The following is a 26,760-nucleotide window of genomic DNA, read 5'->3' on the forward strand; positions in this document are numbered from 1 at the left end:
CCTCACAGGGTGGCGGGCAGAATCAGTGCGGCGGCATGGCGGCGCAGGAGGATGTCCATCAGGTCGCCCTGGACCTCTCCCAGCAAACCGGTGAAGGCCAGGCCGTCCTGTTTCTGTGGCGCCAGAAAGGTCAAGTCATAGAGTTCCAGGCGCGAGGGTGAAAACACGGCGATGGGGCTGGAACCGTTGCCGATCAGCTTGCCGCCGACCACGGTGAGCGACAGCTTTTCTTCGTAGGGGTCTTCCTTCAGGTCGCGGTCGCTGCCACGCAAATCCTTGATGTGGCCGTAGATCCCGGTCAGGGCATTGGCCATCAGCTCGTTTTCATAAAGCCGCACGCCGGTGCTGTTGCGCACCCGAATGCCGTGCCGGTCATTGTCAGCCGCGCGGTTACGCCACATCAGGTTATTGCCGCTCTCATACACGGTGATGCCGTCGGAGCGATTTTTGTAGGTCTCGTTGTAGGCCAGCAGGTTATTGACGCTGGAACGGTCCAGGACAATGCCGGACAGCTGATTGTTGTAGGTGCGGTTGTAGATGATCCAGCTATCGTTGACCTCGCGCGAGAGGATGATGCCGTGCTTCTTGTGGGTATCGAAGACATCGTTATGGGCAATGATCAGCCGACGCGAACGGTCGTGCGGGTCGATGCCATACACGATGTTTGCGCGATAGGTGTTGCGCAGAATCACCACGTCGTCGGCTTCGTAGCAGTAGAAGCCGAAATAGTTGTCGACGAACTGTGAATTGATCAGCCAGCCGGTCGGCTTTTTGCGCTTCATCTTCGGCGCCATGCTCGGGCTGTACTGGGAAATACTCACCCCATAGCTCTTGCTTTCGGTGTAGCCGAAGCTGGTGATGGTGCTGTTGACGATGTAGGTCTCGGTGCCGCCCCAAGAGATGAGAAACGGCCGAAACGCGTCGTCTTTTTTGAACCAGGCCGGGCTGTCGTCTTTCTCGCTCCAGGCGCTGACCTTGGTATCGGTAATAAACAGCTTGCCGTCATTGACCAGGAAGGAACCGCCGTCCTGGGACAAGCGCAGCTCCTTGACCGACTTGTCGATATGCAGTGTTGCGCCGGGACGAATGACGATCGGCAGGCGCGCCAGAAACACCCCCGGCGCGGTTTCGCGCAAGGCGGTCTGTGGCAGGCTGCGCGCCAGTTGCGTCAGGCTCATGTAGCCACGGTCGATGAAGATTGCCACGGGCATTTGCTTCTGGCGCACCACCCATTCCTTGAAGCGATCTTCTCCGCCGATGAACTCGTCGAGCGCGTTTTCCTTGAGCATTGGCTGGATCAAGGCGCGGCCGGCGGGCTTGTAAGCAATCTTCGCCGCGACGGCCTCGGCCGTGTAACCGGACAGGTCGGGCATTTTCGGCTCCTTGATCAGCAACGACGTTCCAGGCGCCTCGCTGATGGTGTAGCGCGGTATCAGGATGTCACCCGCCGCGTTGGCGCCTGCCGTCTGCATCAACAGCATGGCGGCGAGCAACAGTCCTATCTTGACGACACGGTCCATAAGTCTCACTCATCAAAAAGCGCAACCGGGTGTGATTCAGTGCGTGGTTGCCCACGGTGGCATCACCGTGGGCAACGACCTGTTCCTAGATTTTCCAGACAAAATCAATGAACGCCCGATGCATGCTCGAATCGGTGTCATTGGCGTAGGCGTCACCGGGGAAGAACACGCCCAGGCGCAAGCGGATCAGTGCCGACGGCTCGTCGACCCAATCCACCATGCTCGCGGGCAACAGGCCTTGCTTGAAGTACTTGGTCATGACCAGATCGACTTCCTGGCCCAGGTCCTTCTCGCCGTCCACCAGCGCTGCATTGACGATCCCGTCGTCGCCGGTTTGCTGTTCGTCGTCGACCCGCCAGAAGCGGTGGTAGACGAGGCTGGCGTCGTAGTCCTCGCGCATCTGCCAGGAGCCGAACAGCGTCGCCGTCTGAAGGTTGCTCAGTTCACCGCGAAAGGCTTCACCGAAGCGGTGTACGCGCGAACGCGTGCCGGTGAAGTTCGAGCGGTTGCTCTGCAGGCCGGTTTGCTGGTACTGGTTTTCCTGATCGTTGCCACCGCCGTCGCCGCGAGCGGCGGCAGCACCGACACGCCAGCTTTCATCGATGTTCCAGCGCAGGCCCAGGTCCGCCGCCCAGGCGTTGACATCGCCACTGGTGTGCCCCGTCGCGATTCGATCGCCGACGGGGTCGATCACGCTGGTGAGGTTGTCGCGATCACCGGTCAGCCAGGTCGCGGAGGCCCAGTAATTGAGCGGCATCGTCGAGCGGTAGTTGTAGCCGTCACCGTTCGCCTCGAGACCGACCCAGGTCAGGCTGCCGGTGTTGGTCTTGTCGAGCGTATCGACCTGCTCGCCGGGATCGGGCAGGCTGCCGCTGTCCTCTGAGTGATGGACACGCAGGCCTACCCAGTTATTGGGCGTCCATTGTGTGGAGATGTCGGCGAAGACGTGGGAACGGTCTTCATCTTCGGGCGCCAGGTCGTCGAAATCGGTGCGATAGTCGGAAAAGCGTTGGGCGGCGCCGATGTGGGTACGCAGCAGTGTGGTTTCGAAGGTCCAGTTGAGCGCTTCGATGTTGGTGTCCATCCACTGGCCACTTTCCTCACGCAGACGCTGGCGGCCCAAGCGCAGATGCTCGCCCGGATAGGCAGTGATGCCCGAATAATCAACCCAGAATTCGCGCAGCGCCAGATAGCTGTCATCCGCCTCACGGGTGTTGTTCTGGTCGGCGCCGTTGTTCACCGTATCGGTGTCGATGGTATCCGTCGCGGCCACCGCCTGCGCCATCGTATAGGCACTCCAGTTACCCCATTGGCCAAAGGCCCAGGGGCGCAAATCGATGCCTATATCGTTGAGGGTGCCACCGGATGCCGTGCCAAGGTCCCGGTCGTCTTGCGACTCACCGGTAATCTTCACATCCAGGCCGAAATTCTTCGGCGCCACTTCCGCCGCCAGCACCAGACCGGCGCTGCACATCAGCGAAACTCCCAGACCATAACTAGCCAACAATGCTTGCTTCATAGTAAGTCCTGTCCATTTTCCGGAGTTTGCAGCCTGGCTAAAGCCGCGCCCGTCAAACGGGCCTGGGCTTCTTCCTCAAGCAAGGGCTGCGCGATTTTCTTTTCTGCCGGGGTCATACCCGACTGCAGGGCCGATAGCACAGGTCCTGCGTTGACCACGCCCTGGCGTTGCGCAAGCTGCGCAAAGACAAAAGCGTTAATCCGATTGACCTTGACCCCGCGGGAGTCGGAAAACATGTGGGCCAGGGCCAGATCGGCGTTGGGCGAACCATTGCGGGCCGCCAGCAACAAATGTAGCAGCGCTTTCTGTGGGTCAACCTGGCCGAGATAACCACGACGGTACAATTGGCCCAGGTAGTAGTTCGCCCCGACTTCACCGGCTGCGGCCGCCTTGAGCAAGTGCTGTTCAGCCAGGCGCGGATCCTGAGGTAACCATTTGCCGAGGTAATACAGCCGTCCGGTCAGCAGTTCCGCCCGCGGGTCGCCCGCTTCGCGCCCGCGCTGCAGCGCCGAGAGCAATTGCGGCGCGTCGCCTTGGGCGGGGTAGTCGTCGATCAACCGTGCCAGGCTGGTCCAGGCCGGCGGATAGACCGGTGCCAGTTCTTCGAGCAGGCGCTGGGCGCTTTGCGGATCGGCCGGGCCTTCGAGGGCGGGCGAAGACAGCACGCGCGCCACTGACTCGACCCGCAAGGGCGCGACGCGGCCCTCGCGCAAACTCTGGCGCAGCTGCGCCAGCAAGTCCGCTTGCGCCTTGGGCTGGGCACGCATCCGGTTGATGGTCGCCAGCTCCACGTAACAGGCATCGAGTACCGCCAGCCGAGCCCGGCACAACTGTTCGATCTGCGGCAGGTGGGCGTTATAGGTGCCCTGATTGCGGTAGATCAGAATCTGCGCCAGGTCGGCTTCGGCAATGCCCTGGGCCCGCCAGCTGTCGACTTTCTGCTGCGGATCCACCACCGGCGCCATTCGCGGGTAGCCCAGGTACAGCAACGTCAGCGGCACCACCGCACTGAACTCGCCTTTATCCAGCGCGCCTTCCAGCAGTTGTCGGGCTTCGTGCACTTTCTGGGGATCATTCGGGCTCTGGCGCAGTAACAAACGGCCCAGGCGTGACTGCGCCTTGACCGATCCCGGCGCAGCCTGGCGGTACAAGGCTTCCGCCTCTTTCAGGCTCTGCGGGTCGCCCGCCGAGGCCGTCAAGTCGCCCATCCCGGCCTGGGCGTCGGCATAGCCGTCCTCGGCCAGCGCTGCGTAGTTCTTGCGTGCCGTTTCAAAATCGCCGCGCTCCATGGCCTCGCGCGCCAACCCTTGGTCGGGCAGGGTGCCGCAGCCGTGGATCATCGTCAGCGCAGCGGCCAGCGCAGAAAACCGCAGCCCCGATCGCCATGCGCCGTTCATTTTCCGGCCGCCATGACTTTATTCTCCCACGTGTTTTTCACCCAGGTATTGGCTGCCGAGGCACTCTGCACCCAGGCATTGCCCTGCAGCTCTTCGATACTGACTTCCACCGGACGCCCGGCCTGATCGGTTTGCAACGGGCTGTCAGGCTCGATGGTGACCCGCAGGTCGGAGGCGAGGCCGCCGTTGTCCAGCGCCACCGCGGTGATTTTGCCCGTGCGCGGCTGTTCTTCACCGATCAGTTGGAAGTTCACCACCTTGCCGGGCTGGATCTTGGCGAAATTCTTGTAGGGGAAGCGCGCCTCGATGGTTGCCACCCCGTCAATCGGCATCAACTCGTACACCGTGGTGCCCTTGCCGACGACCTGGCCGTCCGGCACCAGTTGCGACACCACCCGGCAATCGCAGGGGCTGGTCAGCGAACCTTGCAGGGTTCGGCTGAACAGGCGCTCGAGATTTTCCGGGGTCGCCTGCCCGGGCGGCAGGTTGCCTTTCATCACATCCAGCAGCGAGGCGGAAAAGGTCGCCAGCGGGGCGCCCTTGGACACCACCGCCCCGACCTTGACCAAAGAGTTGACGCTGCCGTCGCGCGGCAGGCCGATCAACTGGCCGGGCACATTGACCCGCGCCGATTCGGCATGAGTGACGTAGTAAATGCCATACAACTGGTGCACCACATAACCAAAGGCCGCGAGGCCCACGAGAAACATCAGCAGGCTTATCGTGGTCGCCCGCAAGCGCCCGAAAACGCCCATGCCGTGGCCGCTTTCATGTTTTCGCGGCTTGGTGAAGTTGTCGCGTTGCTGGGTCACGAGCATGTCGCCCAGGCTGATCACCCCTCCCGAGAGGTAAGAGGTGATCACATAACGCAAGGCGGAAATCGCACGAGGGCGCAGGTTGTGAAACTCGCAACCTATCCGCCGCCCATCGTCGTTAATCGAGCGCACGACAAACTCCACATCGATGGCAAACCCGAGCGCATCGACCTGGAACACCAGTTTGCCTTTGTGTTGCCGGCCCACGATCAGCGATGTGCCCGGCTGACTCAGGCTGAATCCCCCGGCCGACAAGTCGAGCAGCTCGCAATCGAGCGCCTCCCGGTCGGGTCCGTGAAACTTGATTCTCGCCGGCAGGGTCAGCCGCGCATGCTGACGCTGTACCTCCGACTCATGCACGACACTGTCATCGACAGCAACAAAAGCTGTGTTCATAACGCGTTCCTTCCCATCGATTGAGTCTGATCCGGCACGGCCTGCCGATTGCCCTGACACCTGTGCTACACAATCCACATCAGCAGTGCGCAAAACACACTGCCAGCCGAAAACGTCATGGCCCGTGACGACCAGGTATTGAACCAGCGCTGATAGTTGGCCAGTCCGCGGTCGAGTTTGGTTTTCTGGCGCGTCCACGATTGCTGGTCGAGGCGGAAGAACACATAGATTTTCACCATGGCGCCGACCAGCTGGTTGTAATAGAGAATCAGTGGATAAGCCGGCCCGACCGGGTGCCCCGAAGCCAGCAACAGAAGACTCAGGATCAAGCGCGTCACGCCGATCCACAGCACATAGATCAGCAGGTAGGCGAAGCTGTATTTGAGGCTGGCAATGATCGCCACTGAAGGCCCGAGCAGGCTGGCCCACATCGATACGCGTTGGTCCAGCAGCACCAGCGAGGTGAACCAGCCCAACCGCCGCACGCCCAGGTGCAGGGCTCGCGAGTTCTGCCGCAGGTTATTGCCATACCAGCGGAACATCAGCTTGCGGCTGGCCTTCAAGAAACTCTTTTCCGGGGGATGCTCGACGGTGTTGATTGCCGCATCGGGCACATAAAAGGTGTCGTAGCCAAGGCGCATCAGGCTGTACCAACTGGACTTGTCATCGCCGGTCAGGAAGCGGAAACGGCCCAGACGCCAATGCTGCAGATAATCGCGTTCAACGTCCTGGATAAACCCCGGGTCGGTCACCACCTGGGCGCGGAATACCGACATCCGCCCGGTCATTGTCAGCACTCGCTTGCCCAGTGCCATCGAACACATATTGATGTGCCGCTGGGCGAAACGCAGCTTGTGCCATTCGCTCATCAGGTAGCTGCCGCGCACCTCGCAGAACTCATTGGTGGTCAGCCCGCCGACGTTCGGAAACAGCTTGAACCAGGGCACGGTCTTGCGCACCAGTCCGGGTGAAAGCACGGTGTCGCCATCGACCACCGCCACCACCGCGTCGGCATCCGGCACATGCCGGGAGATGGCCCGAAAACCGTGAGCCAGGCCATCGCGCTTCCCCGTGCCGGGAATCCGTACAAAGCTCAGCTTGACCCGTTCCGGTGGGGTATAGCTGTCCCAGAGTGCTTTGATCAGCAGTTCATCGGCCAGCTCGACGATGGAGCAGACCACCGTGGTCGGGTAGCCACAACCGATGGCCTCTTCGATCACCGAGCGGTAAACCTGCGCCGTGGTCAACGCTTCGATGCGAAAACTGGTGACCAGCAAAAACACATGGGACGGATCGGCACTGCTGCCGAGCCGGGTGACTTTGCGTCTGTAGTAAGGGAACACCAGATAAAGGAACAGTAACCCCCGAAGGTAGTGGATAGCGCCCATCGAATAACGCCAGATACCGACCGCCCCCAGCAACAGGAGAAAGTCCCTGGATTGGGGATCGAAAACCGAGCGCGGCAGCATCAGTGCAAGCCACAACAGCGCGGTGACGTAGAACAGCCAGCCCGTCGCTTCGCGCAAATAATTCCTGGAATCAGCCATGCCTGTGACTCCTGTTCGATAAACCCGTATTGCCCGGGGTGCAGTTCGGCGATTCTCTAGCCCTTACCAGCAGATACCTTCGACCCGATCGTCACTGACGTTTGGCATGAAACCCACCAGGTCGACCACCTGCTTGCCTTCGGGCGCCTCAAGCGCAAAGGCTTTGAAGGACTCGTCACCGTTACCCAGAACAATGACCTCTGCCTCCTCGATCACTTTTGTCAGGTCTGCGCGCAACAGCGAAGCCAGGTGTGGAATCTTCGACTCGATGTAGTCCTTGTTGGCCCCGTAGATACGCGCGTATTCCACGTTGCGGTCGAAGATATGCAGGTCGTAGCCCTTGCCGATCAACATTTCGGCCAACTCGACCAGTGGACTTTCGCGCAGGTCATCGGTGCCCGCCTTGAAGCTCAGGCCGAGCAGGGCGATACGCCGTTTGCCGTAACTGGTGATGATGTCGAAGGCTCTTTGTACCTGCGCCGCATTGCTGCGCATGATCGAGGCCAGTAGCGGGTGCTCGACATCCAGTTGCCCGGCGCGATAGTTCAACGCACGCACATCCTTGGGCAGGCAGGAACCGCCGAACGCGAAACCGGGGCGCATGTAATAACGCGACAGGTTGAGTTTGGTGTCCTGGCAGACCACGTCCATCACATCGCGACCGTCCACGCCGACGGCCTTCGCGATATTGCCGATCTCATTGGCGAAGGTCACTTTTGTCGCGTGCCAGACATTGCAGGTGTACTTGATCATCTCCGCCACTTCGATGCTCCTGCGCAGGAGCGGCGCGTCCAGCTCCTGGTAGAGTGCGACGAGCATGTCACCGCTGCGCTGGTCGAATTCACCGATCACGGTCATGGGCGGGCAGTTGTAATCCTTGATTGCAGTACTTTCGCGCAGGAACTCCGGGTTGATCGCCACGCCGAAGTCGACCCCGGCCTTCTTGCCGGAACAGTCTTCAAGAATCGGGATGACCACGTTCTTCACGGTGCCCGGCAGCACTGTGCTGCGCACCACCACCGTATGCCAACTGTCCTTGGTATGCAGGGCTTCGCCGATCTCGCGGCAGACCGACTCGATGTAGACCAGATCCAGATCGCCGTTCTTCTTGCAGGGCGTAGCGACGGCGATGAACGACATATCCGTGTCCATCACGGACGCTTTTACATTACTGGTACCCCGCAGCCGCCCAAACTGCACCCCCTGCTCGAGCAGAGCCTCCAGGCCTGGCTCAACGATGGGCGACTTGCCCTGATTGATCAGGTCGATTTTCACCTGAGAGATATCCACCCCGATTACGTCATGACCGCGAGCACAGAGACAGCCCGCGCATACAGCGCCCACATACCCCAAACCAAATATGCTGATACGCATCGGTGAGTTCCCCATATACCCTGATTCCGAAATGCCATCGACATGCCGCGGACACCGACAGTAACTCTGTCGGACCAACTAATCGGCTGTTTTGTATGGCGTTATACGCGACCCGCACTTGCAGAAATGAGAGTGTAGACAAACATATCAAAAGCACTGTCATTTTTTTTAACAGAAATTTCGAACACTTTTTGTGAACACAATAATTATTAGGATCCCAAAAGAGCGTGCCAAAGCAACAGCCATTTATCGAAAAATTAATTTCAATTAAAACAGGTAGATAGATGATTTATGGCGATTAGTCATAAGAATGGAAGGTGAATTTTTGCACCAAAATCAAGCGGTCAATTACATTGGTTTTCCGATGGGCACTGACGCGGTGCAACGCCAACGTTACAACTTTTTTATCATGCCTTTTGAATTTTTCTTATTGTGTAAAGTTGCTGAGACATGTCAATTTTTGAATGTCTGTTTTATTGGCGCTTATGTAAGGCGTCATAGTAAAAACATTGGAGCTACAGAAAATGATCACGCAACAAAAAACCGCATCAGTGCGGTTTTTTGTTTACTCGCTTTGACAATCCGAAGCGGCGCTTAAAGGCTGTTGGCGAGTTTTCCGGTCGAGAGGCGGCGCTTGTAAGCGGTGTCGCGATTGGCCAGCCAATAGTAGAGCGGCGAGGTGATGATCAGGCCCACCAACCAGGACAAGTCGGCCCCATTGATGTGCTCTGAAATCGGCCCGACATACAGCGGCGTGTTCATGAACGGAATCTGCACTGCAATCCCGATTGCATACGCCAACAACGCCTGCGGGTTGTACCGGCCATAGATCCCGCCATCGACCTTGAAGATCGAATGGATGTCGTACTGACCTTTGTGAATCGCGTAGAAGTCGATCAGGTTGATCGCGGTCCACGGCACCAGCACCACGAGCAGCACCAGCACCATGTCGACGAAATGGCCGATGAAGTTGGCGGAAGCGCCGACGGCGGCGAAGCAGCAGGCGGCGAGGATGATGATCGAGAGGACGGCACGGCTTTTGGCGGTGGGGATCCAGCGGTAGGCGAAGGTCTGGACCAGGGTGATCAGCGACAGCACGGCGCCGTAGAGGTTGAGGGCATTGTGGCTGATGACGCTGAGCAGGAACAGCACGAGCATCAGCGGGCCGATGGAGCCGGTGGCGAGTTTGACGGCGTCCATGGTGTCCATGCCGACGGGGGTGGCGAGCACGGCGACGGCGCCGAAGATGAATGAAAGGCTGGAGCCGAGCACGGTGCCCAGATAAGTCGTCCAGAACGTTGCGGCCACGGGCACGTTGGCCGGCAAGTAACGTGAGTAGTCGGAGACGTACGGCGCGAAGGCGATCTGCCAGAGCGCAGCGAGCGAGACCGTGGCCAGCCAGCCGGAAATGTTGAAGCTGCCACGGGTGAGGAAGTCGGCGGTCTGCACGTGGGTGAAGATGTAGCCGAAGCCGAGCACGATACCGGCGCCGAGCACCCAGGTGCCGATGCGGTTGAGCACGTGGATGAAGCGGTAGCCGATGATGCCGATGATGCCGGAACCCAGGGCGCCGATGACGATGCCCACCGGCACCGGCACGCTGTCGACCACGCCGTGCAGGGACTTGCCGGCGAGGACGATGTTGGAGGCGAAGAAGCCGATGTACATGATGCCGGCGATCAGCACCACCAGCAGGGCGCCGAGGGAGCCGAACTGGGCGCGGCTCTGGATCATTTGTGGAATGCCCATCTGCGGGCCCTGGGCCGAGTGCAGCGCCATGAGCACGCCGCCGACCAGGTGGCCGACGAGGATGGCGACGATTCCCCACACCAGGTTCAGGTGGAACATCTGCACGCCAAGGGCGCCGGTGACGATGGGCAGCGGGGCGATGTTGCCGCCGAACCAGAGAGTGAACAGGTCACGGGTTTTGCCGTGGCGATCTTCGGGCGGCACATAGCCGATGGTGTGTTTTTCGATGAGCGGGGCGGAGGTTGTTGCTGCGGTAACCATGACGGACTCCAAGGCAATTTTGAGTACGTGGACGTACTTCGGTAAGCGCCGCGCGGGGGCGACGCTTTTCTTGTTGGAGTTGATGATGTGCGGTGGATGGGGATAGATAAATTACAAAGATTGTTGGTATAGACGTTAAAAAATGTAGGTCGCAGGGCAGCCGAAAACCCTGTGGGAGCTAGCCTGCCAGCGATAGCGATCTGTCAGCCAAATCAGTGTTGACTGTCAAATCGCTATCGCTAGCAGGCTAGCTCCCACAGGGATTATGGGGTGTTCAGAATCTGTGTTATTCGCTGATTGATAGCAGCATCCGTTGCAGCATGGCGTCACAACCGTCCAATTGTTCGAGGCTGACGAATTCGTCCGGTTTGTGCCCTTGATCCATGCTGCCAGGGCCGCACACAACGGTGGGAATGCCAGCGGCGTCGAACAGGCCGCCCTCGGTGCCGAAGGCCACTGTGCCGAACGCTCGGGAGCCGCAGAATGCAGCGATCAACTCAGCCGCCTCGCTGTGTGCATCGGTCACTAATCCGGGGTATGCCGAGAGTTCACTGAAGCGAATCTCACTCTGTTCACTCACCGCACGCATTCGCGGCAGCACCTGCTGCTCGGCATAGGTTTTCAGTTCCCGGGCGACGTCGCTTGGATCATGCGAGGGCAGGGCACGGATCTCGAAATCGAAACGGCAATCGGCGGGGACGATGTTCAAGGCTTTGCCGCCGCCAATCACACCGGTTTGCACGGTGGAAAATGGCGGATCGAAACGCGCGTCGCGGTGCTCGGGCGCTTTGAGCCTGTTGCCGATCCGTCCCAGTTCACCGATCAGTTCGGCGGCATACTCAATGGCATTGACCCCAAGCGGCGCGTACGCCGAATGGCACGCGTGACCCTGGATATCGCAGCGCATCGCCAGTTTGCCCTTATGCCCGAGCACCGGTTTCAGCTCGGTCGGCTCGCCGATGATGCACAGCATCGGTTTGACTGGCCGTTGTTCCAGCGCCGCCAGCAACGAGCGCACGCCGAGGCAGCCGATTTCTTCATCATACGAGAGCGCAATGTGCACCGGCCGTCGCAACGGGGCGTTCACCAACGAAGGAACGAGGGCGAGCACGCAGGCAATGTAGCCTTTCATGTCCGCGGTACCGCGACCGAACAACTTGCCGTCGTGCTCGGTGAGTTCGAACGGCGCGACGGTCCACGGCTGGCCATCGACGGGCACCACGTCGGTGTGCCCCGACAGCACGATGCCCGGCGTGTCTGCCGGGCCGATGGTGGCGAACAGGTTGGCCTTGCTGCGCTGCTCGTTGTAGATCAGCTCGCATGGCACGTCGAAGCTCGCGAGGTAGTCGCGGACAAATTCGATGAGCAGCAGGTTTGATTCGCGGCTCGTGGTGTCGAATGCCACTAACGTCGCCAGCAAATCGTGGCTGGCGCTCATCGGTCGTCTCCGGCGACACCGTACCCTGGGGATTTGTCCGGGGCGAGGGCGCGGTCGATGTAGTCCTGGACTTGCGGGCAGTAGGCAACCCAGAGCTTTTCCAACTGGCCGATGGGATCATCGTCCGCCCAATCGACCCGCAGGTTGATGATCGGCCAGGTCAGTTCGCCGACCACCACCATCGCCGCCGAATGCACCGGCCCGGCTTCGCCACCGGCGGCGATGGCGGCTTTCATCGCGGCGAGCAAGCGGTCGGCCAGTTGCCCTTCGCCGTGTTCGAAGGCTTCAACCATGGCTTCGATCACCGAGCGGTCCGCGAGCATGTTGCCGGCGGCGACGCATTGTTCGCCGGACACGGCGTTGTGGTTGCCCAAGGTTTGCGCGCCACTGAAATGAGCGGTCTGGCCAAGGTGGTCAATCGCCGTGATCTGCCGGTATTGGCTGTAGCCATTGCGCGTGAGGACTTTGTCCAGCGCTTCCGCCGGGGCGAGGCCTTGCTCCATCAGGGCGAGGACGTCCGGCCCGAGGGACGGGAGGGTGATGTTCTGTGTGGAGACGGCACCGACACCCGGCAGCAGCCAGGGGCAGCGGGCGCCGACGGCGATGCTGGAGGAACTGATCGCAATGCCGAACTGACCGGTTTCCGGGCAACGGGCGGCGATGGAGAAGGTCATGGGGTTTGCTCCTTGGTTTGCCTTGGCGAATGTGGTGTCTTGGCTGGCCTCTTCGCGGGCAAGCCAGCGATGGCCGCGACGCGGTGTCCCTGCTTACTCGGGAATCACCGCAATCACATCAATCTCCATCAACCACTGCGGTTGCCCCAACGCCGACACCACCAACCCGGTCGAAATCGGAAACACGCCTTTGAGCCACTTGCCGACTTCCTGATACACCGGCTCGCGATACCGCGGATCGATCAGGTACGTGGTGGTTTTGACGATGTGGCTCAGGTCGCTGCCAGCTTCTTCCAGCAATTGCTTGACGTTGCGCATGGCCTGTTCGGCCTGGGCTCGCGGGTCACCGAGACCAACCAGTCTGCCTTCGAAATCCGTCCCGACCTGGCCACGAACATAAACCGTGTTGCCCGCGCGGACGGCTTGGCACAGGTCGTTGTCCAGGCTCTGGTTCGGATAGGTTTCCTTGGTGTTGAACATGCGGATACGGGTATGGGTTGGCGTGGACATTTGTCGCTCCTGGCAGAAAAAGGTTTAAGCACTGACCGTGGTTTTATGGGCGAGCGGGGCTTGGTCAGCCTCGCGTTGCGCCGCGTCGTGGTAGTCGAGATAGGAACGTTGAATGGCGATGTGATCCGCCACGTATTTGGCATCGTGCCAAACGCCCCAGATGAACGAAGACCCGCGACGCGACTGCCATGGCAGTCCGAGGAAATACACACCCGGTTCGCTCGACACGCCGCGCTGATGCCGTGGTTTGCCATTGTCGTCGAAGGCGTCAACGTCGAGCCAGCTGTAATCCGTGGCAAAACCGGTGGCCCAGATGATCGAGGTCACGCCGGCCTTGGCCAGGTCGAGTTCAAGAATCGGCTGGGTCACGCATTCCGGGTCGGGGAAGGTGATGCGCGCTTCAGGTTCTTCCGGCAAGTCCAGGCCATTGCGTTCGATGTAAGCGTCGGCGGCGTTGAGCAACGCCAGATAATTCTCGTCGCCGCGTGCCAGGTTCTCCGCCAGGTTCGGTTGGAAAGTCGCCACGCCGCCATTGAATGATTGAGTCAGACCGACCAGCGTCATTCCGCGATGGGCGAGGCCTCGGAAGTCCACGGTGCGGCCGCCATGCGCGCCACTCACCGCGATGGTGACGTGTTCCCGCCCCGGCTTCATCGCCGCCTGGTCCCACTCGCCGAGCACGCCCAGCCACCAGCAGAAATCCCGGTTGCGATAGGCGCGAGGAGGGCGGTCGTGGGCGCCGACGGAGAGGTAAACCTGCTTGCCGGCACGTTGCAGTTCATCGGCGATCTGCACGCCCGACGAGCCGGCGCCGACCACCAGAACAGCGCCCTCAGGCAATTGCTGCGGATTGCGGTAATCGGCGGAATGAATCTGCAGGAACGGCTGATCCTGCGGCGCAATCGGCGGAATGACCGGACGCTGGAACGGCCCGGTGGCGGCGACCACGCGGTTGGCCTCGATCACACCTTCAGAGGTTTCAATGGTGAAGCCTGGCCGACCGACGTTGCGTTCAACCTTCAGCACATCCACACCGGTGCGGATCGGCGCGTTGAATTTCTTCGCATAGGCTTCGAAGTAATCGGCGACACGCTCTTTCGGCGCAAACGCATCGGGGCTGAGGTCGTCAAAATCAAGACCCGGAAAGCGGTCATGCCACGCCGGACCATTGGCCACCAGCGAATCCCAGCGCCCGGTGCGCCAGCGCTCGGCAATGCGGTTGCGCTCCAGCACCAGGTGCGGCACGCCCAGTTTGCTCAGGTGTTCACTCATGGCCACGCCAGCCTGACCGGCGCCAACAATCAGCGTATCTGTTTTTGTTTTTTCAGTGGTCATCTCAATACCCTTCGACGTTGGAGTCAGGTCGCGAGCGGCCTGCCATTTCTTGGGCTCAAGACTAGGGATGACCCTGGTATCGGTAAAATATTATTAAGCTGGCATTTGAGTATAAATAACTGAGGCAGAGCGTTTGATTCAGCAGGGCGGTAAACTGGCCGCCACCTTTTTTCCCTCGAACAAGAGATCCCCATGGCGAACCAAGACATCACCTTCACCCCCGATCCCGATGCGGATTCCATCTCCTCCGATGTGGCCGGCTTCAACGGTATCCTGGTCTCCACGCAGATCCCGACCCGCGCCGACGGCAGCCTGGAACTGGGCGACATCACCCTGCAGAGCGAGTGCACGTTGCAGGCATTGAAGGTGGCGCTGGAGCGCGCCGGCAGTTCCATGGACCGGGTCATGCACCTGACCATCTACCTCACCGACATGGCCGACCGCGCCGCGTTCAATGAGGTTTACAAGCGTTTCTTCGCCAAGCCGTGGCCGGTTCGCGCCGCGGTAGGCGTGGCGTCGCTGGCGGTGGAAGGCATGCGTGTGGAAGTGACCGCGATGGCGGCCAAGGGCTGAGTTCGCGAGCGTGATACACGACCTGTAGGAGCCGGCTTGCTGGTGATCGAGTACGCCTCGGTTTTTCAGGAACACCGCGGTGACGTGAGCGCCAGCAAGCCGGCTCCTGCAACGACGGCGCTTTTTCGGAACGCTGTTCGTTACATCGTCTCGCTGGCGGGGGCCAGGTTACCCAGCAACCACTCGATAAAACTCCGCGCCAGGGGATTGTTCTCGCTGTCCCGGTGAGTCAGCAACGCCCAGTTCGGCCCGCGAATGGTTTCCTCTACCAACGGTTGCAGCAACCCGCTGTCACGTGCTTGTCGACTCAATAGCTGACTGACCAGCGCGATCCCAAGCCCTGCGCACGCCGCATCCAGCAGCAACCCGGGGTCGGAAAAATTCAAGCCCTGGTCCTTCTGTCCCACATCGATATCAGCCTCCACGGCCCAATGACTCCAGTCCATTTCCCGCTCGCCGTGAAGGGTCGTGCGTTGTTCGATAGGCACCGCCAGCACATCGGGGTGGCAGGCCGGATAGAGGCGGTCGGCGTGCAGCACCTTGAAACTGCATTCAGCCTGGGAGCTGATGTCATCGCGCACCGCGAGGTCGATGGTCTGGGTGGTCATGTCCGGGACTTCGTCGGTGCTGAAAATCCACAGATCGACTTCCGGATGCTGACGCCGAAAATCTCCCAGCCGTGGCAGCAACCAGTGCCGGGCGAATGTCGGCGTGGTGTTGAGCACCAGTTGGTTGGGTTTCTGGTATTGCCCCAGACGCCGAATGCCAACCGCCAGTTGCTGCAATAACGCCTGGGTAGTGCTGAGCAAATCGTGACCGGCATCGGTCAGGCTGACGCTGCGTCCGCTGCGGAAAAACAGCGGCTGCTCAAGGTACGCCTCAAGGGTTCGAATCTGCTGACTGATCGCCGATTGGGTCAGGTGCAGTTCGTCGGCAGCCTTGTGGAAACTGCCCAGCCGGGCGGCTGCTTCAAAGCCGCGAAGGGTGCTGAGCGGGGGCCAGTGCTTGAGCATATCGATAAGTTCCTCTAATCACTTTTCTGCAAAATCCATCGTTTGCTAGCCCGTTTTTACGGCCGTAGCATGCATGCAAAGACCGCCAAGGTCATTTTCATTGAACACAATGACTTAACTCAAGGGTGCTTGTCATGCAGCAGAACGAACATCAACACACGGGCTGGTGGATGCCGGCAGAATGGGTAAAACACGCCGCGACCTGGATGGTCTGGCCGCACAACCAGGCACTCTGGGAGTCGGGGTGGCGCGTGACCCTGGCGCAAGTGCAAAAGGATTTTGCCGGGGTCGCCAATGCCATCGCCCGGTTCGAGCCGGTGAAAATGGTGGTCGATCCGTCGGCTGTGGCGAGTGCCCATGCGTTGTGCGGACCCAACATCGAGCTGATCGAATTGGCGGTGAACGACAGTTGGTGCCGCGACTCCGGCCCAAGCTTCGTCTGCCACGCGCAACAAGGCCTCGCCGGGGTGAGCTGGCGCTTCAATGCGTGGGGCGGCAAGTCGGCGCACGATCTGGACGAAGGCCTGGCGCGTCGTGCACTCAATCACCTTGGCTTGCCGTGCTTTGGCACACCGCTGAGCAACGAAGGCGGGGCGATTCATGTGGACGGCGAGGGCACGCTGATCACCACCGAGTCGGTGTTGCTCAATCCCAACCGCAATCCCGGGATGAACAAGGCAGAGATGGAGGAGATTTTCACCCGCCTGCTGGGCGTGAAAAAAACCATCTGGCTGCCGGGCGATCCGGACTACGTGACCGGCGACATGACCGACGGCCATGTCGATGGCGTCTGTGCGTTCGCACGCCCCGGCGTATTGCTGGTGGATGCCACTCACGACAAGCAGTCGGTGTATGCCGAAGTGGCCCGAGAAAACCGCCGCGCACTGGAGCTGGCCACCGATGCCCAAGGCCGGAAGTTCGAGCTGATCGAGCTCTATGAAGCCACCGATGCGGTGGACACCGAAGCCGAAGTGTTCTGCGCTTCCTACACCAACTTCTACATCGCCAACGGCGCAATCATCATGCCGGCCTATGGCATCGATGCCGACCAGGTAGCCGCCGAAGTACTGGCACAGGCATTCCCAGGACGCGAAGTGGTGCCGGTGCGGATCAATCACCTGGCCCATGGCGGCGGCGGGGTGCATTGCATCACCCAGCAGCAGCCTGCCTGGCCAGTGAAGGGGTGATGCCATGACCTTTATGACGATTGCCACCACCCAAATGCCCTGCACCTGGGACTTGCCCTACAACCTTGATCTTGCCGAACAACTGGTCCGTGAGGCGGCCTCGAAGGGCGCTCAGGTCATCCTGTTGCAGGAGCTCTTTGCCACGCCGTATTTCTGCATCGAGCAAAGCCACAAACACTTGGCGCTGGCCGAAGAATACCGCTACAGCCGCGTACTCAAACGCTTTGCCGCATTGGCCAAGGAGTTGGGCGTGGTGCTGCCGCTGAGCTGGTTCGAGAAAGCCGGCAACGCCTACTTCAATTCCTTGAGCGTGGCCGATGCCGACGGGCGTCTGCTGGGGGTGTACCGCAAGACCCACATCCCCAACGCCATCGGTTATCAGGAGAAGGAATACTTCAGCCCCGGCGATACCGGCTTCCGGGTCTGGGACACCGCGTTCGGGCGCATCGGCGTGGGGATCTGCTGGGACCAGTGGTTTCCCGAGACCGCACGCTGCCTGGCATTGATGGGCGCCGAGGTGTTGCTGTTTCCGACGGCGATCGGCTCTGAACCTGGCTGCGCAGCGCTGGATTCACGGGATCACTGGCAGATGACGATGCGTGGTCACGCGGCGGCGAACATCTTGCCGGTGGTGGCGGCCAATCGCGTCGGTCGAGAAGTGGCGACCACCGATCCGACCCTGCAAATGAGCTTCTACGGCTCGTCCTTCATCTGCAACCACAAGGGCAAATTGCTCGCCGAGGCCGACCGCGACAGCACCGGCGTGCTGGTGCACAGCCTCGACCTGGCCGCCATGCGCGAAGAACGCCTGAGCTGGGGCATCTACCGAGACCGGCGCCCGGACATGTACGGCGCGTTGTTGAGTCAGGACGGTCGTCACCTTCATGCACGCTGGAACACTCAAGGAGTTTGATATGCGCATTCCGCACACGCTGTTGCTCGGCGCCTTGGGCCTGGCACTGGCCTCGTCATCGCTGCACGCCGAAGAGAAAACCCTCAGGTTGTACAACTGGGCCGATTATTTTGCCGAAGACACCCTGACGCGATTCACCGCCGAGACCGGCATCCAGGTGATTTACGACGTCATGGATGGCAGCGAAACACTGGAGGCCAAGATGCTCGCCGGCGGCAGCGGTTATGACCTGATCTTTCCCGGCGATACGGTGGCGGAACGCTTGATGCGCGCCGGGAGCCTGCTGCCGCTGGACCGATCAAAGCTCACCTCCCTGGATGACATCGAGCCCGGTTTGCAGAAGCTGCGCCGCCAATATGAAACCTCGAGCGGGGCCACCGTGCCTTACACCTGGGGCACCATCGGCCTGACCTACAATGATGAGCAGATCAAACAGCGCGTGCCGAATGCGCCGGTCAACAGCCTCGACATGTTGTTCAAACCGGAACTGGCCGGCCAGTTGGCCGACTGCGGTATCTCGATGATCGACTCGCCGGATGAAGTGCTCGCCGTCGTGCTCAATTATCTGGGCCGTGAGCCGCGCAGCGCCAAACCCGAAGACCTCGCGGCGGCGAGTGAACTGCTGATGAAACTGCGCCCGCACATTCGCAAGTTCCAGTCGCAACCGGTAACCGATCTGGTGAACGGCAACCTGTGCGTGTCGCTCGGTTACAGCGGCGACATGACCCAGGCGCAGAGGACGTCAGACAGTGCCGGCAAGCACACGAAGTTCGAGTACCGCATTCCCCGCGAAGGCACCACGGTGTGGATGGACACCATGGCCATTCCGGTCGACGCCAAACATCCGGAATACGCCTACGCGTTCATCAACTTCGTCATGCGTCCGGAGAACATGGCGGCCATCAGTAACTTCACCGGCTACCCGACATCCAACGCCAAGGCACGCCCGAGCGTCGATGCGACGATGCGCAACAACCCGGACATCTATCTTGATGAAGCCACTTATGCGCGGCTGATACCGGGCAAGGACATTCCGCAGTCCGACATGCGCGCGCGGATGCGCACCTGGACCAAATTCAAGACGGCCACGGCGAAATGAGCCAATTTTCAAAGGATCACTGCATGTCGACGCGTCGTGAGTTCATCAAACAGGTATCGGTATTGGCGGGTGTGGGGGCTGCAGCGTCTTTCGGATTGGGTCTGACGCCCCTGCAAGTGCACGCGGCGGCGCAGGGCAGTTGGCGGATGCCCGATGAGGGTGACCGGCACGCACAAGCGTTCATCGCCTTTGGCGCACAAGAGGCCATCTGGGAAGATTTCACGGGTGATGTGCAAGCGGCGCTTGGCGGGATTGCGCGGACCATCGCCCGCTATGAGCCGGTGACCGTTTTCTGCCGCCCGCTCGAGCGCAGCCTGGCGCAGGAACATTGCGGTACTGCCAATATTACTTATGTCACCACCGAACTTGACGACATCTGGATGCGCGACACCGGCGCCAACTTCGTCATCGACGGGCAGGGTGGACTCGGCGCCGTGGATTTCAATTTCAACGGCTGGGGCGACAAACAGCAGCATGCCCACGATGCGCATCTGGCGGCTCAAGTGGCCGACACGGCGGATGCCCATTATCTGCGCAGCGAATTGGTGGGCGAGGGTGGCGGCATCGAAGTGGATGGCCACGGTACCGGGATCATGACCGAGAGCAGCTGGATCAACCGCAATCGTAACCCTGACTGGAGCAAGGCCGACGTCGAGCAAGAACTGAAAGACCGGCTCGGCCTGCGCAAGATCATTTGGCTGCCAGGTATAAAAGGAAAAGACATCACCGATGCCCATGTGGATTTCTACGCCCGCTTCGTGAAACCCGGCGTTGTGATCGCCAATCTCGACAACGACCCTGAGTCCTACGACTACAACGTCACGCGGGCCCATCTGGATATTCTGAAAAATGCCACGGATGCCGAGGGTCGAAAACTGCAGGTCCATACCGTGTCGCCACCGCTCAATCCGCGAAAGAGTCAATTCAGTCGCAACAACCCGGATTTTGCGGCCGGCTACATCAACTACTTCGTGATCAACGGCGCGGTCATTGCGCCGGAGTTTGGTGACAAGGTGGCAGATGCCAAGGCGTTTGCACTGTTATCCGGGCTCTATCCGGATCGTGAGGTGGTGCAACTGAACATCGACGCCATTTCCGCCGGGGGTGGCGGTATACATTGTGTGACCAGTCATCAGCCGTTGGTTTAGTCTGGAGGTTCCACTGCTTGAATCTGGTCTGGAGCGTTGCATGAAGGTTGGCGTGATTTCCGATACCCATGGTTTGCTCCGCCCTGAGGCGCTTGCCGCGCTGGAGGGGTGTGAGCGGATCATTCATGCGGGCGATATCGGCAGCGTCGATATTCTCGATCAACTGGCGTTGATCGCTCCCCTGCATGTCGTGCGCGGGAACAATGACCTGGACGCTCCTTGGGCCGAACATATCGCAGATAATTTGCGCTTCGATCTCAACGGGTGGGGGACGTTGCTGGTGCACGACATCGCCGATGTCCCGGTCGTACTCGATGCGGCCATCAAGCTGATAGTCACCGGCCATTCGCACAAGCCACTCGTGGAATGGCGTGGCGAACGGCTCTACCTCAATCCCGGCAGTGCGGGACGCAGACGCTTCAAATTGCCGGTGACGCTGGCGCTACTGGAGGTATTGGAGACGGCAATAGCACCACGTCTGGTCTCGCTGCTGGAGTGATTCTCGCAAAAACAAACGGCTCGTAAAACGAGCCGTCGTTGTGAGGAGGCTTAGCGGGGAAAGGTCAGATCAACCTCACAGGTGATCCGCATCAATCACGGCCTTGGCGAACGCCTTCGCATCTTCCTGCGGCAGGTTGTGACCGATGCCACCGTTGATCAGCCGGAACTCGTATTTACCGGTGAAGCGCTTGGCGTAGTCCTCGGGATTAGGGTGCGGTGCGCCGTTGGCATCGCCTTCAAGCGTGATGGTCGGCACGCTGATGGACGGCGCCTTGGCCAGTTTCTGCTCCAGCGCTTCGTATTGAGGCTCGCCCTGCACCATGCCCAGACGCCAGCGGTAGTTGAACACGGTGATCTCGACGTGGTCCGGGTTCTCCAGCGCCTTGGCGCTGCGGTCGAACGTCGCGTCATCGAACGCCCATTTCGGCGAAGCCAGCTGCCAGATCAACTTGGCGAAGTCGTGGGTGTTTTTCTCGTACCCGGCACGACCGCGGTCGGTGGCGAAGTAGAACTGATACCACCACTGCAATTCAGCCTTGGGTGGCAGCGGGTTTTTACCGGCCGCCTGGTTGCCGATCAGGTAACCGCTGACCGAGACCAGCGCCTTGACCCGTTCTGGCCACAACGCCGAGACGATGTCGGCGGAACGTGCGCCCCAGTCATAGCCACCGAGCACGGCTTGTTTGATCTTCAGCGCATCCATGAAGTCGATGACGTCGCTGGCCAGCGCAGCCGGTTGGCCGTTGCGCACGGTTTTCTCGGACAGGAAATGGGTATCGCCATAACCACGCGCATACGGCATCAGCACTCGATAGCCCTTCGCGGCCAGCAACGGTGCGACCTCGTCATAACTGTGAATGTCGTAAGGCCAGCCGTGCAGAAGAATCACCACCGGTCCGTCGGCCGGGCCGGTTTCGGCGTAAGCCACATCCAGCAGTCCGGCCTTGATGTGCTTCAGTGGGCCGAATGGGGAGGGGGTTGTGTAAGTGACGTCAGCCTTGATCGCGGCGGGTTGTGCAACGGTGGTCGATTGGGCGTTGGCTGCACCGATAGCGCCAAACAGGGCGAGCGCGAGAATCGATGAGCCGACCAGACGGCGGTGGGTTTTAGCGTTTTTGTTTTGCAGTGCCATCTTCATCCTGATGTCTCCGTTGCAAGCCATTGGCCAGGGGGTCTGGCTGATCCCCTTGAAACCGTGTGTGCATTTGAACGCGATGACGTATCTGGGCTGTGTCGAATCGGCGGCCGGGTGAAAACTTATGTATCAGAAAGATAGACAGATACACAGTGATACAAAGAGGCGAATCAGCCTGCGTTGGTCAGATCTGTTCCAGCAACCAGCTGCGGAACGCGATCAGCGACGGCAGCCTTTCGTTGCGCGGTGGATAGGTCAGGTAGTAACTGCGTTGACTGGCGAAGGGCAGGCCGAGGCTGATCAGCTCGGCGTTGGCCAGCTCGTCGGTCACCAGGATGCGCGGCACCAGACCGATGCCGATGCCGGCCCTGACGGCCTGGATCAAGTGCGAGGTGAGTTCGAAACTCGGTCCCAGGCGCATCATTCGATGGGGCAGGCCATGGTGGCTGAACCACTCGCCCCAGACGTTGGCATTGTTCGCGACGTTGAGCAGCGTCTGTCCGCCAATGCGTTCCGGGGTCCAGGTGTCATGGGCCTCGGCCGCTTGCGGCGACATGATCACCATCAACTCTTCCGTGTGCAGACGATGGCTGATCAGGCCTGGCAGGTCGGCATTGCCGACGACGATCGCGGCATCGATGCCGCTGGTTTCGAAGTCGATCGCATCGATCCGGGAACTGATGTGCACCAGCATGCCGGGATGGGTTTTGTAGAAATCGTGAAGACGCGGCAGTAGCCACTTCGAGCCGAACGTTGGCAGGGTGGCCAGGCGCAAGGTTCCGCTGCCCGATTGATACGCCATCGCCTGTAACGTGGCGCTGCGGATGCGTCCGAGCGCGTCACTCATTTCCCGCTGATAGAGGCGGCCGACATCGGTCAACTGCACTTGCCGGCCTTCACGGCGAAACAGCGTCAGGCCCAATTGCTGCTCCAGCGCCTGGACTTGCCGGCTGACGGCGCTTTGGGTCAGTGAGAGCTCCATCGCGGCGCGGGTGTAGCTTTCATGCCGGGCGGCGGCTTCAAAGGCCAGCAGCAACGACATGGAGGGAGTGAGGTGGCGGTAATTCATTCGTAAAAGTCATCGATAGCGGCAGGATTATCCGTTTGTCCGGCGCCACAGCCTGCAGGATCATTGGCGCAGCCGACGACCTGAGGCTGACCGATTAATGCTCAGGCGACAAGTGTTTTGATTTTTCCGTGTTAGACCTACAAGAGAACATTTTGCGATGATCGCCCAGCTGCCTACGGATGCCCTCGCTGCACAGTACCCGGAATTTCTTCAAGCCCTGCGTGCCAGCGGCTTCCGCGGTCAGCTCAGTGCCGACTACGCCACCCGTACCGTGCTGGCAACGGACAACTCGATTTATCAGCGCCTGCCGCAAGCGGCGGTATTCCCGCTGGACGCCGACGACATCGTGCGCATCGCTGCATTGATGGCCGAACCGCGCTTTCGCCAGATCAAGCTGACCCCGCGTGGCGGCGGCACCGGCACCAACGGCCAGTCGTTGACCGATGGCATCGTGGTCGACTTGTCGCGGCACATGAACACAATTCTTGAAATCAACGTCGCCGAGCGTTGGGTGCGAGTGCAGGCCGGCGTGGTCAAGGATCAGCTCAATGCCGCGCTCAAGCCCCATGGCCTGTTCTTCGCACCGGAGCTGTCAACGTCCAACCGTGCCACCGTGGGCGGCATGATCAACACTGATGCCAGTGGCCAGGGCAGTTGCACCTACGGCAAGACCCGCGATCATGTGCTGGAACTGCACAGCGTACTGCTCGGTGGTGAGCGTCTGCACAGCCATCCGCTGTCCGTCTCTGAGTTGGAGGCAGCCTGCGCACAGCCCGGCCGCATCGGCGAGGTGTACCGCACCGCGCGCCAGATACAGGAAACCCAGGCCGACCTGATCGAGTCGATATTCCCCAAACTCAATCGCTGCCTGACCGGTTACGACCTGGCGCACCTGCGCGACGAGCGCGGGCGTTTCAACCTCAATAGCGTGCTGTGCGGCGCGGAAGGGTCGTTGGGCTACATCGTCGAGGCCAAGCTCAACGTGCTGCCGATTCCCAGGTATTCGGTGTTGGTGAATGTGCGCTACAGCAGCTTCATGGATGCGCTGCGCGACGCCAACGCGTTACTGGCGCACAAGCCGCTGTCCATCGAGACGGTGGACTCCAAAGTATTGATGCTGGCGATGAAAGACATCGTCTGGCACAGCGTCGCCGAGTATTTTCCGGCGGACGCCGAGTGCCCGACGCTGGGCATCAATCTGGTCGAGTTCAGCGGGGAAGACCTGACGGACGTGAACGCTCGAGTGGCGTCGTTCGTCGAGCATCTGCAGGCCGACACGACCATCGAGCGGCTGGGCCACACGCTGGCCGAGGGTGCCGAGGCGGTGACCCGTGTCTACGCCATGCGTAAACGTTCCGTCGGGCTGTTGGGCAACGTCGAAGGTGAGGTTCGGCCGCAGCCTTTCGTTGAAGACACCGCCGTGCCGCCGGAGAAACTGGCCGACTACATCACTGAGTTTCGTGCGTTGCTCGACAGCTATGGCCTGACTTACGGCATGTTCGGTCACGTCGATGCCGGCGTGTTGCATGTGCGCCCGGCGCTGGACATGAAAGATCCGGCCCAGGCCGCGCTGGTCAAACCGATTTCCGATGCCGTGGCCGAGCTGACGCGACGTTATGGCGGACTGCTGTGGGGTGAGCACGGCAAGGGCTTGCGCTCGGAATATGTCCCCGAGTTTTTTGGCGAACTGTACCCGGCGCTGCAATCGCTCAAGGGCGCGTTCGACCCGCACAATCAGCTCAACCCCGGCAAAATCTGCACACCACCGGATGCTGCCCAAGTTTTGCTCAAGGTCAACGAAGTCACGCTGCGCGGTGATCTGGATCGGCAAATCGACGAGCGCGTGTGGCAAAGTTTCGGCACCGCCATGCACTGCAACGGTAACGGCGCCTGCTACAACTACGATCCCAACGATGCGATGTGCCCGTCGTGGAAAGCCACCCGTGAACGCCAGCATTCACCGAAAGGCAGGGCGTCATTGATTCGCGAATGGTTGCGCCTGCAGGGTGCGGCCAATATTGATGTACTGGAAGCGGCCCGGGGCAAGTTGTCGTGGTTGAGCGGGTTGCCAGCGCGGTTGCGTAACAACATGGCGCGTTCGCGGGGTGAGGCGGATTTCTCCCACGAGGTGTACGACGCGATGGCGGGCTGTCTGGCCTGTAAATCCTGTGCAGGGCAATGCCCGGTCAAGGTCAACGTCCCGGAATTCAGATCGCGTTTTCTGGAGCTGTATCACGGTCGCTATCAACGTCCGCTTCGTGACTACCTGATCGGTTCGCTGGAGTTCACCATTCCCTATATGGCCTACGCTCCGGGCCTGTACAACGCAGTGATGGGTGCGAAATGGATGAGCCGCCTGCTTGAGCGACGCGTCGGCATGCTCGACAGTCCGTTGATCAGCCGTTACGACTTGCAGGCGACGTTGACCCGCTGCAACGTCGTTGTCGCCAGCGTGTCGGCCCTGCGCGAACTGACCGCTGCGCAACGTCAGCGTAGCGTGGTGTTGGTGCAAGATGCCTTCACCCGTTACTTCGAAACCCCATTGCTGGCGAGCTTTATCGAGTTGGCGCACCAGCTGGGTTATCGGATTTTCTTGGCGCCCTACAGCGCCAACGGCAAGCCTTTGCACGTACAGGGCTTCCTCGGCGCATTCGCCAGGGCAGCGATCCGCAACGCCAGTCAGCTCAAGGCGCTGGCTGACTGTGAAGTACCGCTGGTGGGGTTGGACCCGGCGATGACGCTGGTCTATCGCCAGGAATATCAGAAAGTGCCGGGGCTCAACGGGTGCCCGAAGGTTCTGCTGCCTCAGGAGTGGCTCTTTGATGTGCTGCCTGAAAAGTCTCATCCCGCCCCACAGACATTCCGTTTGCTGGCGCACTGCACCGAGAAGACCAACGTCCCGGCCAGTACTTCGCAATGGGAAGCGGTGTTTGCCCGGCTCGGGCTCAAGCTGGTGACCGAGGCGACGGGCTGTTGCGGGATGTCCGGGACCTACGGCCATGAAGCGCGAAACCAGGACACTTCGCGGACCATTTTCGAACAGTCATGGGCGGGCAAGCTGGACAAGGCGGGCGAAGCCCTGGCGACGGGGTACTCGTGCCGAAGCCAGGTCAAGCGCCTGGCCAGCAAGCAACTGCGCCATCCGCTGGAAGTGGTGTTGGAGCATGCGCGCCTTAAATGAAAGGACTTGAGTCGTCCTTTGGGCCGTCAAGTGGCTGTCGAAACGCTGGCCTGCTCCTCTTTCTCGGGAGCAGCAGGCCATGCATTGATGACCGACTGCAGGAACTGCTCGGACAACTCAGGGTTGTCCAGCGCCCTGGCAATCAGCATCGCTCCCGCGATCGACGACGAGGGTGGGACAGTGGAGGCAAAAAAAGGTGTAGCAACGAACGGATGCTGACTTGGTCTGGTTCCTTGATAAGGAAAAGAATTTTGAGGAGGGGGGTTGACCACGTATTTTAATCCTGTACTATTCGCCTCCCGCTAGCGAGCAGCTCAATGTTTGCCTGGCTTAAGTAGTTGATTTCATTAGTGAAATTAGAAACTTTTAAGGTTGCTACATGAGGTCGCTTGCTGTAGGATGCGCA

22 protein-coding genes and 1 pseudogene are annotated in these 26,760 nt (G+C 60.3%); 8 read left to right on the top strand and 15 right to left on the bottom strand.

The annotated features are described in order from the left end of the window. Positions 1–2: 2 nt before the first annotated feature. The 6 genes from algG to ACM6I5_RS19725 all read right to left on the bottom strand — a co-directional run bounded on the left by algG (position 3) and on the right by ACM6I5_RS19725 (position 8,568). The gene (algG, locus tag ACM6I5_RS19700) at positions 3–1,520 is read right to left on the bottom strand and encodes a mannuronan 5-epimerase AlgG (protein ID WP_414879010.1); all 1,518 of its coding nucleotides are present in this window, start codon (positions 1,518–1,520) and stop codon (positions 3–5) included. 85 nt (positions 1,521–1,605) lie between these two features. Then, positions 1,606–2,994 (bottom strand): alginate export family protein, encoded by a 1,389-nt coding sequence (locus ACM6I5_RS19705; RefSeq protein ID WP_414879065.1) that lies wholly within the window; start codon positions 2,992–2,994, stop codon positions 1,606–1,608. Between the two features lie 41 nt (positions 2,995–3,035). Beyond that, positions 3,036–4,436 carry an alginate biosynthesis protein AlgK gene (locus ACM6I5_RS19710; RefSeq protein ID WP_414884467.1) on the bottom strand — a complete coding sequence of 467 codons (1,401 nt, stop codon included), beginning with the start codon at positions 4,434–4,436 and terminating at the stop codon, positions 3,036–3,038. Continuing rightward, positions 4,433–5,647, bottom strand: a complete 1,215-nt coding sequence (locus ACM6I5_RS19715; protein ID WP_414879008.1) for an HlyD family efflux transporter periplasmic adaptor subunit — start codon at positions 5,645–5,647, stop codon at positions 4,433–4,435. Before ACM6I5_RS19715 ends, ACM6I5_RS19710 begins: the two co-directional genes overlap by 4 nt. A gap of 65 nt (positions 5,648–5,712) precedes the next feature. Continuing rightward, the gene (locus ACM6I5_RS19720) at positions 5,713–7,194 is read right to left on the bottom strand and encodes a glycosyltransferase family 2 protein (RefSeq protein WP_414884468.1); all 1,482 of its coding nucleotides are present in this window, start codon (positions 7,192–7,194) and stop codon (positions 5,713–5,715) included. Positions 7,195–7,257: 63 nt separating this feature from the next. Then, positions 7,258–8,568 carry a nucleotide sugar dehydrogenase gene (locus tag ACM6I5_RS19725; protein WP_414884469.1) on the bottom strand — a complete coding sequence of 437 codons (1,311 nt, stop codon included), beginning with the start codon at positions 8,566–8,568 and terminating at the stop codon, positions 7,258–7,260. A gap of 310 nt (positions 8,569–8,878) precedes the next feature. Here ACM6I5_RS19725 and ACM6I5_RS19730 point away from each other — a divergent pair, with 310 nt between their 5' ends. After that, positions 8,879–9,166 carry a hypothetical protein gene (locus ACM6I5_RS19730; protein ID WP_414884470.1) on the top strand — a complete coding sequence of 96 codons (288 nt, stop codon included), beginning with the start codon at positions 8,879–8,881 and terminating at the stop codon, positions 9,164–9,166. Here the strand turns inward: ACM6I5_RS19730 and ACM6I5_RS19735 are convergent. From ACM6I5_RS19735 to ACM6I5_RS19755, 5 genes are all read right to left on the bottom strand, one after another. Beyond that, positions 9,163–10,578 carry a purine-cytosine permease family protein gene (locus ACM6I5_RS19735; protein ID WP_017338212.1) on the bottom strand — a complete coding sequence of 472 codons (1,416 nt, stop codon included), beginning with the start codon at positions 10,576–10,578 and terminating at the stop codon, positions 9,163–9,165. The two genes, ACM6I5_RS19730 and ACM6I5_RS19735, sit on opposite strands and share 4 nt — an antisense overlap. A 286-nt stretch (positions 10,579–10,864) precedes the next feature. After that, entirely contained in the window at positions 10,865–12,016 is a 1,152-nt protein-coding gene (gene argE / locus ACM6I5_RS19740) for an acetylornithine deacetylase (protein ID WP_414884471.1), read from the bottom strand. Continuing rightward, positions 12,013–12,690 carry a DUF1028 domain-containing protein gene (locus ACM6I5_RS19745; RefSeq protein WP_017338214.1) on the bottom strand — a complete coding sequence of 226 codons (678 nt, stop codon included), beginning with the start codon at positions 12,688–12,690 and terminating at the stop codon, positions 12,013–12,015. Before ACM6I5_RS19745 ends, argE begins: the two co-directional genes overlap by 4 nt. 93 nt (positions 12,691–12,783) lie before the next feature. Further along, complete coding sequence (locus ACM6I5_RS19750; RefSeq protein ID WP_017338215.1) at positions 12,784–13,200, bottom strand: RidA family protein; 417 nt, start codon at positions 13,198–13,200, stop codon at positions 12,784–12,786. 24 nt (positions 13,201–13,224) lie between these two features. Further along, positions 13,225–14,535, bottom strand: coding sequence for a flavin-containing monooxygenase (locus tag ACM6I5_RS19755; RefSeq protein ID WP_414884472.1), 1,311 nt, complete (start codon positions 14,533–14,535; stop codon positions 13,225–13,227). A 192-nt stretch (positions 14,536–14,727) separates the two neighbouring features. On the opposite strand from ACM6I5_RS19755, the gene ACM6I5_RS19760 reads away from it, so the two are divergent. Next, the gene (locus ACM6I5_RS19760; protein ID WP_008027160.1) at positions 14,728–15,108 is read left to right on the top strand and encodes a RidA family protein; all 381 of its coding nucleotides are present in this window, start codon (positions 14,728–14,730) and stop codon (positions 15,106–15,108) included. Between the two features lie 140 nt (positions 15,109–15,248). On the opposite strand, the gene ACM6I5_RS19765 is transcribed toward ACM6I5_RS19760, so the two are convergent. Then, entirely contained in the window at positions 15,249–16,121 is an 873-nt protein-coding gene (locus ACM6I5_RS19765; protein WP_414884473.1) for a LysR substrate-binding domain-containing protein, read from the bottom strand. 134 nt (positions 16,122–16,255) lie between these two features. Between ACM6I5_RS19765 and ACM6I5_RS19770 the strand changes: the two genes are divergently transcribed. From ACM6I5_RS19770 to ACM6I5_RS19790, 5 genes are read left to right on the top strand one after another with little or no spacing between them, the layout of a single operon-like run. Next, positions 16,256–17,308, top strand: a complete 1,053-nt coding sequence (locus tag ACM6I5_RS19770) for an agmatine deiminase family protein (protein ID WP_414884474.1) — start codon at positions 16,256–16,258, stop codon at positions 17,306–17,308. Between the two features lie 4 nt (positions 17,309–17,312). After that, positions 17,313–18,221, top strand: coding sequence for an N-carbamoylputrescine amidase (gene aguB / locus ACM6I5_RS19775; RefSeq protein WP_414879000.1), 909 nt, complete (start codon positions 17,313–17,315; stop codon positions 18,219–18,221). A gap of 1 nt (position 18,222) precedes the next feature. After that, positions 18,223–19,320: an extracellular solute-binding protein gene (locus tag ACM6I5_RS19780; RefSeq protein WP_414884475.1), complete on the top strand. Its 1,098-nt coding sequence runs from the start codon at positions 18,223–18,225 to the stop codon at positions 19,318–19,320. Between the two features lie 23 nt (positions 19,321–19,343). Then, positions 19,344–20,468: an agmatine deiminase family protein gene (locus ACM6I5_RS19785; protein ID WP_414884476.1), complete on the top strand. Its 1,125-nt coding sequence runs from the start codon at positions 19,344–19,346 to the stop codon at positions 20,466–20,468. A 40-nt stretch (positions 20,469–20,508) separates the two neighbouring features. After that, positions 20,509–20,967 (top strand): metallophosphoesterase family protein, encoded by a 459-nt coding sequence (locus tag ACM6I5_RS19790; RefSeq protein WP_017338224.1) that lies wholly within the window; start codon positions 20,509–20,511, stop codon positions 20,965–20,967. Between the two features lie 75 nt (positions 20,968–21,042). Here ACM6I5_RS19790 and ACM6I5_RS19795 read toward each other — a convergent pair whose 3' ends face one another. Continuing rightward, positions 21,043–22,107, bottom strand: a complete 1,065-nt coding sequence (locus ACM6I5_RS19795) for an alpha/beta fold hydrolase (protein ID WP_414884477.1) — start codon at positions 22,105–22,107, stop codon at positions 21,043–21,045. A 181-nt stretch (positions 22,108–22,288) separates the two neighbouring features. Beyond that, positions 22,289–23,173: a LysR substrate-binding domain-containing protein gene (locus tag ACM6I5_RS19800; RefSeq protein ID WP_414878996.1), complete on the bottom strand. Its 885-nt coding sequence runs from the start codon at positions 23,171–23,173 to the stop codon at positions 22,289–22,291. A 157-nt stretch (positions 23,174–23,330) separates the two neighbouring features. Here ACM6I5_RS19800 and ACM6I5_RS19805 point away from each other — a divergent pair, with 157 nt between their 5' ends. Next, on the top strand, positions 23,331–26,354 hold the full coding sequence (locus tag ACM6I5_RS19805; protein ID WP_414884478.1) for an FAD-binding and (Fe-S)-binding domain-containing protein: 3,024 nt from the start codon (positions 23,331–23,333) through the stop codon (positions 26,352–26,354). Between the two features lie 26 nt (positions 26,355–26,380). Here ACM6I5_RS19805 and ACM6I5_RS19810 read toward each other — a convergent pair. Continuing rightward, positions 26,381–26,521: pseudogene (locus tag ACM6I5_RS19810) on the bottom strand (TetR/AcrR family transcriptional regulator); the annotation flags it as partial. Between the last annotated feature and the right edge of the window lie 239 nt (positions 26,522–26,760).

Origin of the sequence: Pseudomonas sp. IT-P171 (genome assembly GCF_949767765.1) — a bacterium.
GTDB lineage: Bacteria > Pseudomonadota > Gammaproteobacteria > Pseudomonadales > Pseudomonadaceae > Aquipseudomonas > Aquipseudomonas fluorescens_B.

Bases quoted from the DNA above. Each gene is read 5' to 3' on its own strand.
- ACM6I5_RS19795 (WP_414884477.1), bottom strand. From the start codon at position 22,107: ATGAAGATGGCACTGCAAAACAAAAACGCTAAAACCCACCGCCGTCTG.
- ACM6I5_RS19745 (WP_017338214.1), bottom strand. From the start codon at position 12,690: ATGACCTTCTCCATCGCCGCCCGTTGCCCGGAAACCGGTCAGTTCGGC.
- ACM6I5_RS19780 (WP_414884475.1), top strand. From the start codon at position 18,223: ATGCGCATTCCGCACACGCTGTTGCTCGGCGCCTTGGGCCTGGCACTG.
- ACM6I5_RS19790 (WP_017338224.1), top strand. From the start codon at position 20,509: ATGAAGGTTGGCGTGATTTCCGATACCCATGGTTTGCTCCGCCCTGAG.
- ACM6I5_RS19715 (WP_414879008.1), bottom strand. From the start codon at position 5,647: ATGAACACAGCTTTTGTTGCTGTCGATGACAGTGTCGTGCATGAGTCG.
- ACM6I5_RS19800 (WP_414878996.1), bottom strand. From the start codon at position 23,173: ATGAATTACCGCCACCTCACTCCCTCCATGTCGTTGCTGCTGGCCTTT.
- ACM6I5_RS19720 (WP_414884468.1), bottom strand. From the start codon at position 7,194: ATGGCTGATTCCAGGAATTATTTGCGCGAAGCGACGGGCTGGCTGTTC.
- ACM6I5_RS19750 (WP_017338215.1), bottom strand. From the start codon at position 13,200: ATGTCCACGCCAACCCATACCCGTATCCGCATGTTCAACACCAAGGAA.
- ACM6I5_RS19765 (WP_414884473.1), bottom strand. From the start codon at position 16,121: ATGCTCAAGCACTGGCCCCCGCTCAGCACCCTTCGCGGCTTTGAAGCA.
- ACM6I5_RS19805 (WP_414884478.1), top strand. From the start codon at position 23,331: ATGATCGCCCAGCTGCCTACGGATGCCCTCGCTGCACAGTACCCGGAA.
- ACM6I5_RS19730 (WP_414884470.1), top strand. From the start codon at position 8,879: ATGGAAGGTGAATTTTTGCACCAAAATCAAGCGGTCAATTACATTGGT.
- algG (WP_414879010.1), bottom strand. From the start codon at position 1,520: ATGGACCGTGTCGTCAAGATAGGACTGTTGCTCGCCGCCATGCTGTTG.
- ACM6I5_RS19725 (WP_414884469.1), bottom strand. From the start codon at position 8,568: ATGCGTATCAGCATATTTGGTTTGGGGTATGTGGGCGCTGTATGCGCG.
- ACM6I5_RS19705 (WP_414879065.1), bottom strand. From the start codon at position 2,994: ATGTGCAGCGCCGGTCTGGTGCTGGCGGCGGAAGTGGCGCCGAAGAAT.
- ACM6I5_RS19785 (WP_414884476.1), top strand. From the start codon at position 19,344: ATGTCGACGCGTCGTGAGTTCATCAAACAGGTATCGGTATTGGCGGGT.
- argE (WP_414884471.1), bottom strand. From the start codon at position 12,016: ATGAGCGCCAGCCACGATTTGCTGGCGACGTTAGTGGCATTCGACACC.
- ACM6I5_RS19735 (WP_017338212.1), bottom strand. From the start codon at position 10,578: ATGGTTACCGCAGCAACAACCTCCGCCCCGCTCATCGAAAAACACACC.
- ACM6I5_RS19755 (WP_414884472.1), bottom strand. From the start codon at position 14,535: ATGACCACTGAAAAAACAAAAACAGATACGCTGATTGTTGGCGCCGGT.
- ACM6I5_RS19710 (WP_414884467.1), bottom strand. From the start codon at position 4,436: ATGAACGGCGCATGGCGATCGGGGCTGCGGTTTTCTGCGCTGGCCGCT.
- ACM6I5_RS19760 (WP_008027160.1), top strand. From the start codon at position 14,728: ATGGCGAACCAAGACATCACCTTCACCCCCGATCCCGATGCGGATTCC.
- ACM6I5_RS19770 (WP_414884474.1), top strand. From the start codon at position 16,256: ATGCAGCAGAACGAACATCAACACACGGGCTGGTGGATGCCGGCAGAA.
- aguB (WP_414879000.1), top strand. From the start codon at position 17,313: ATGACCTTTATGACGATTGCCACCACCCAAATGCCCTGCACCTGGGAC.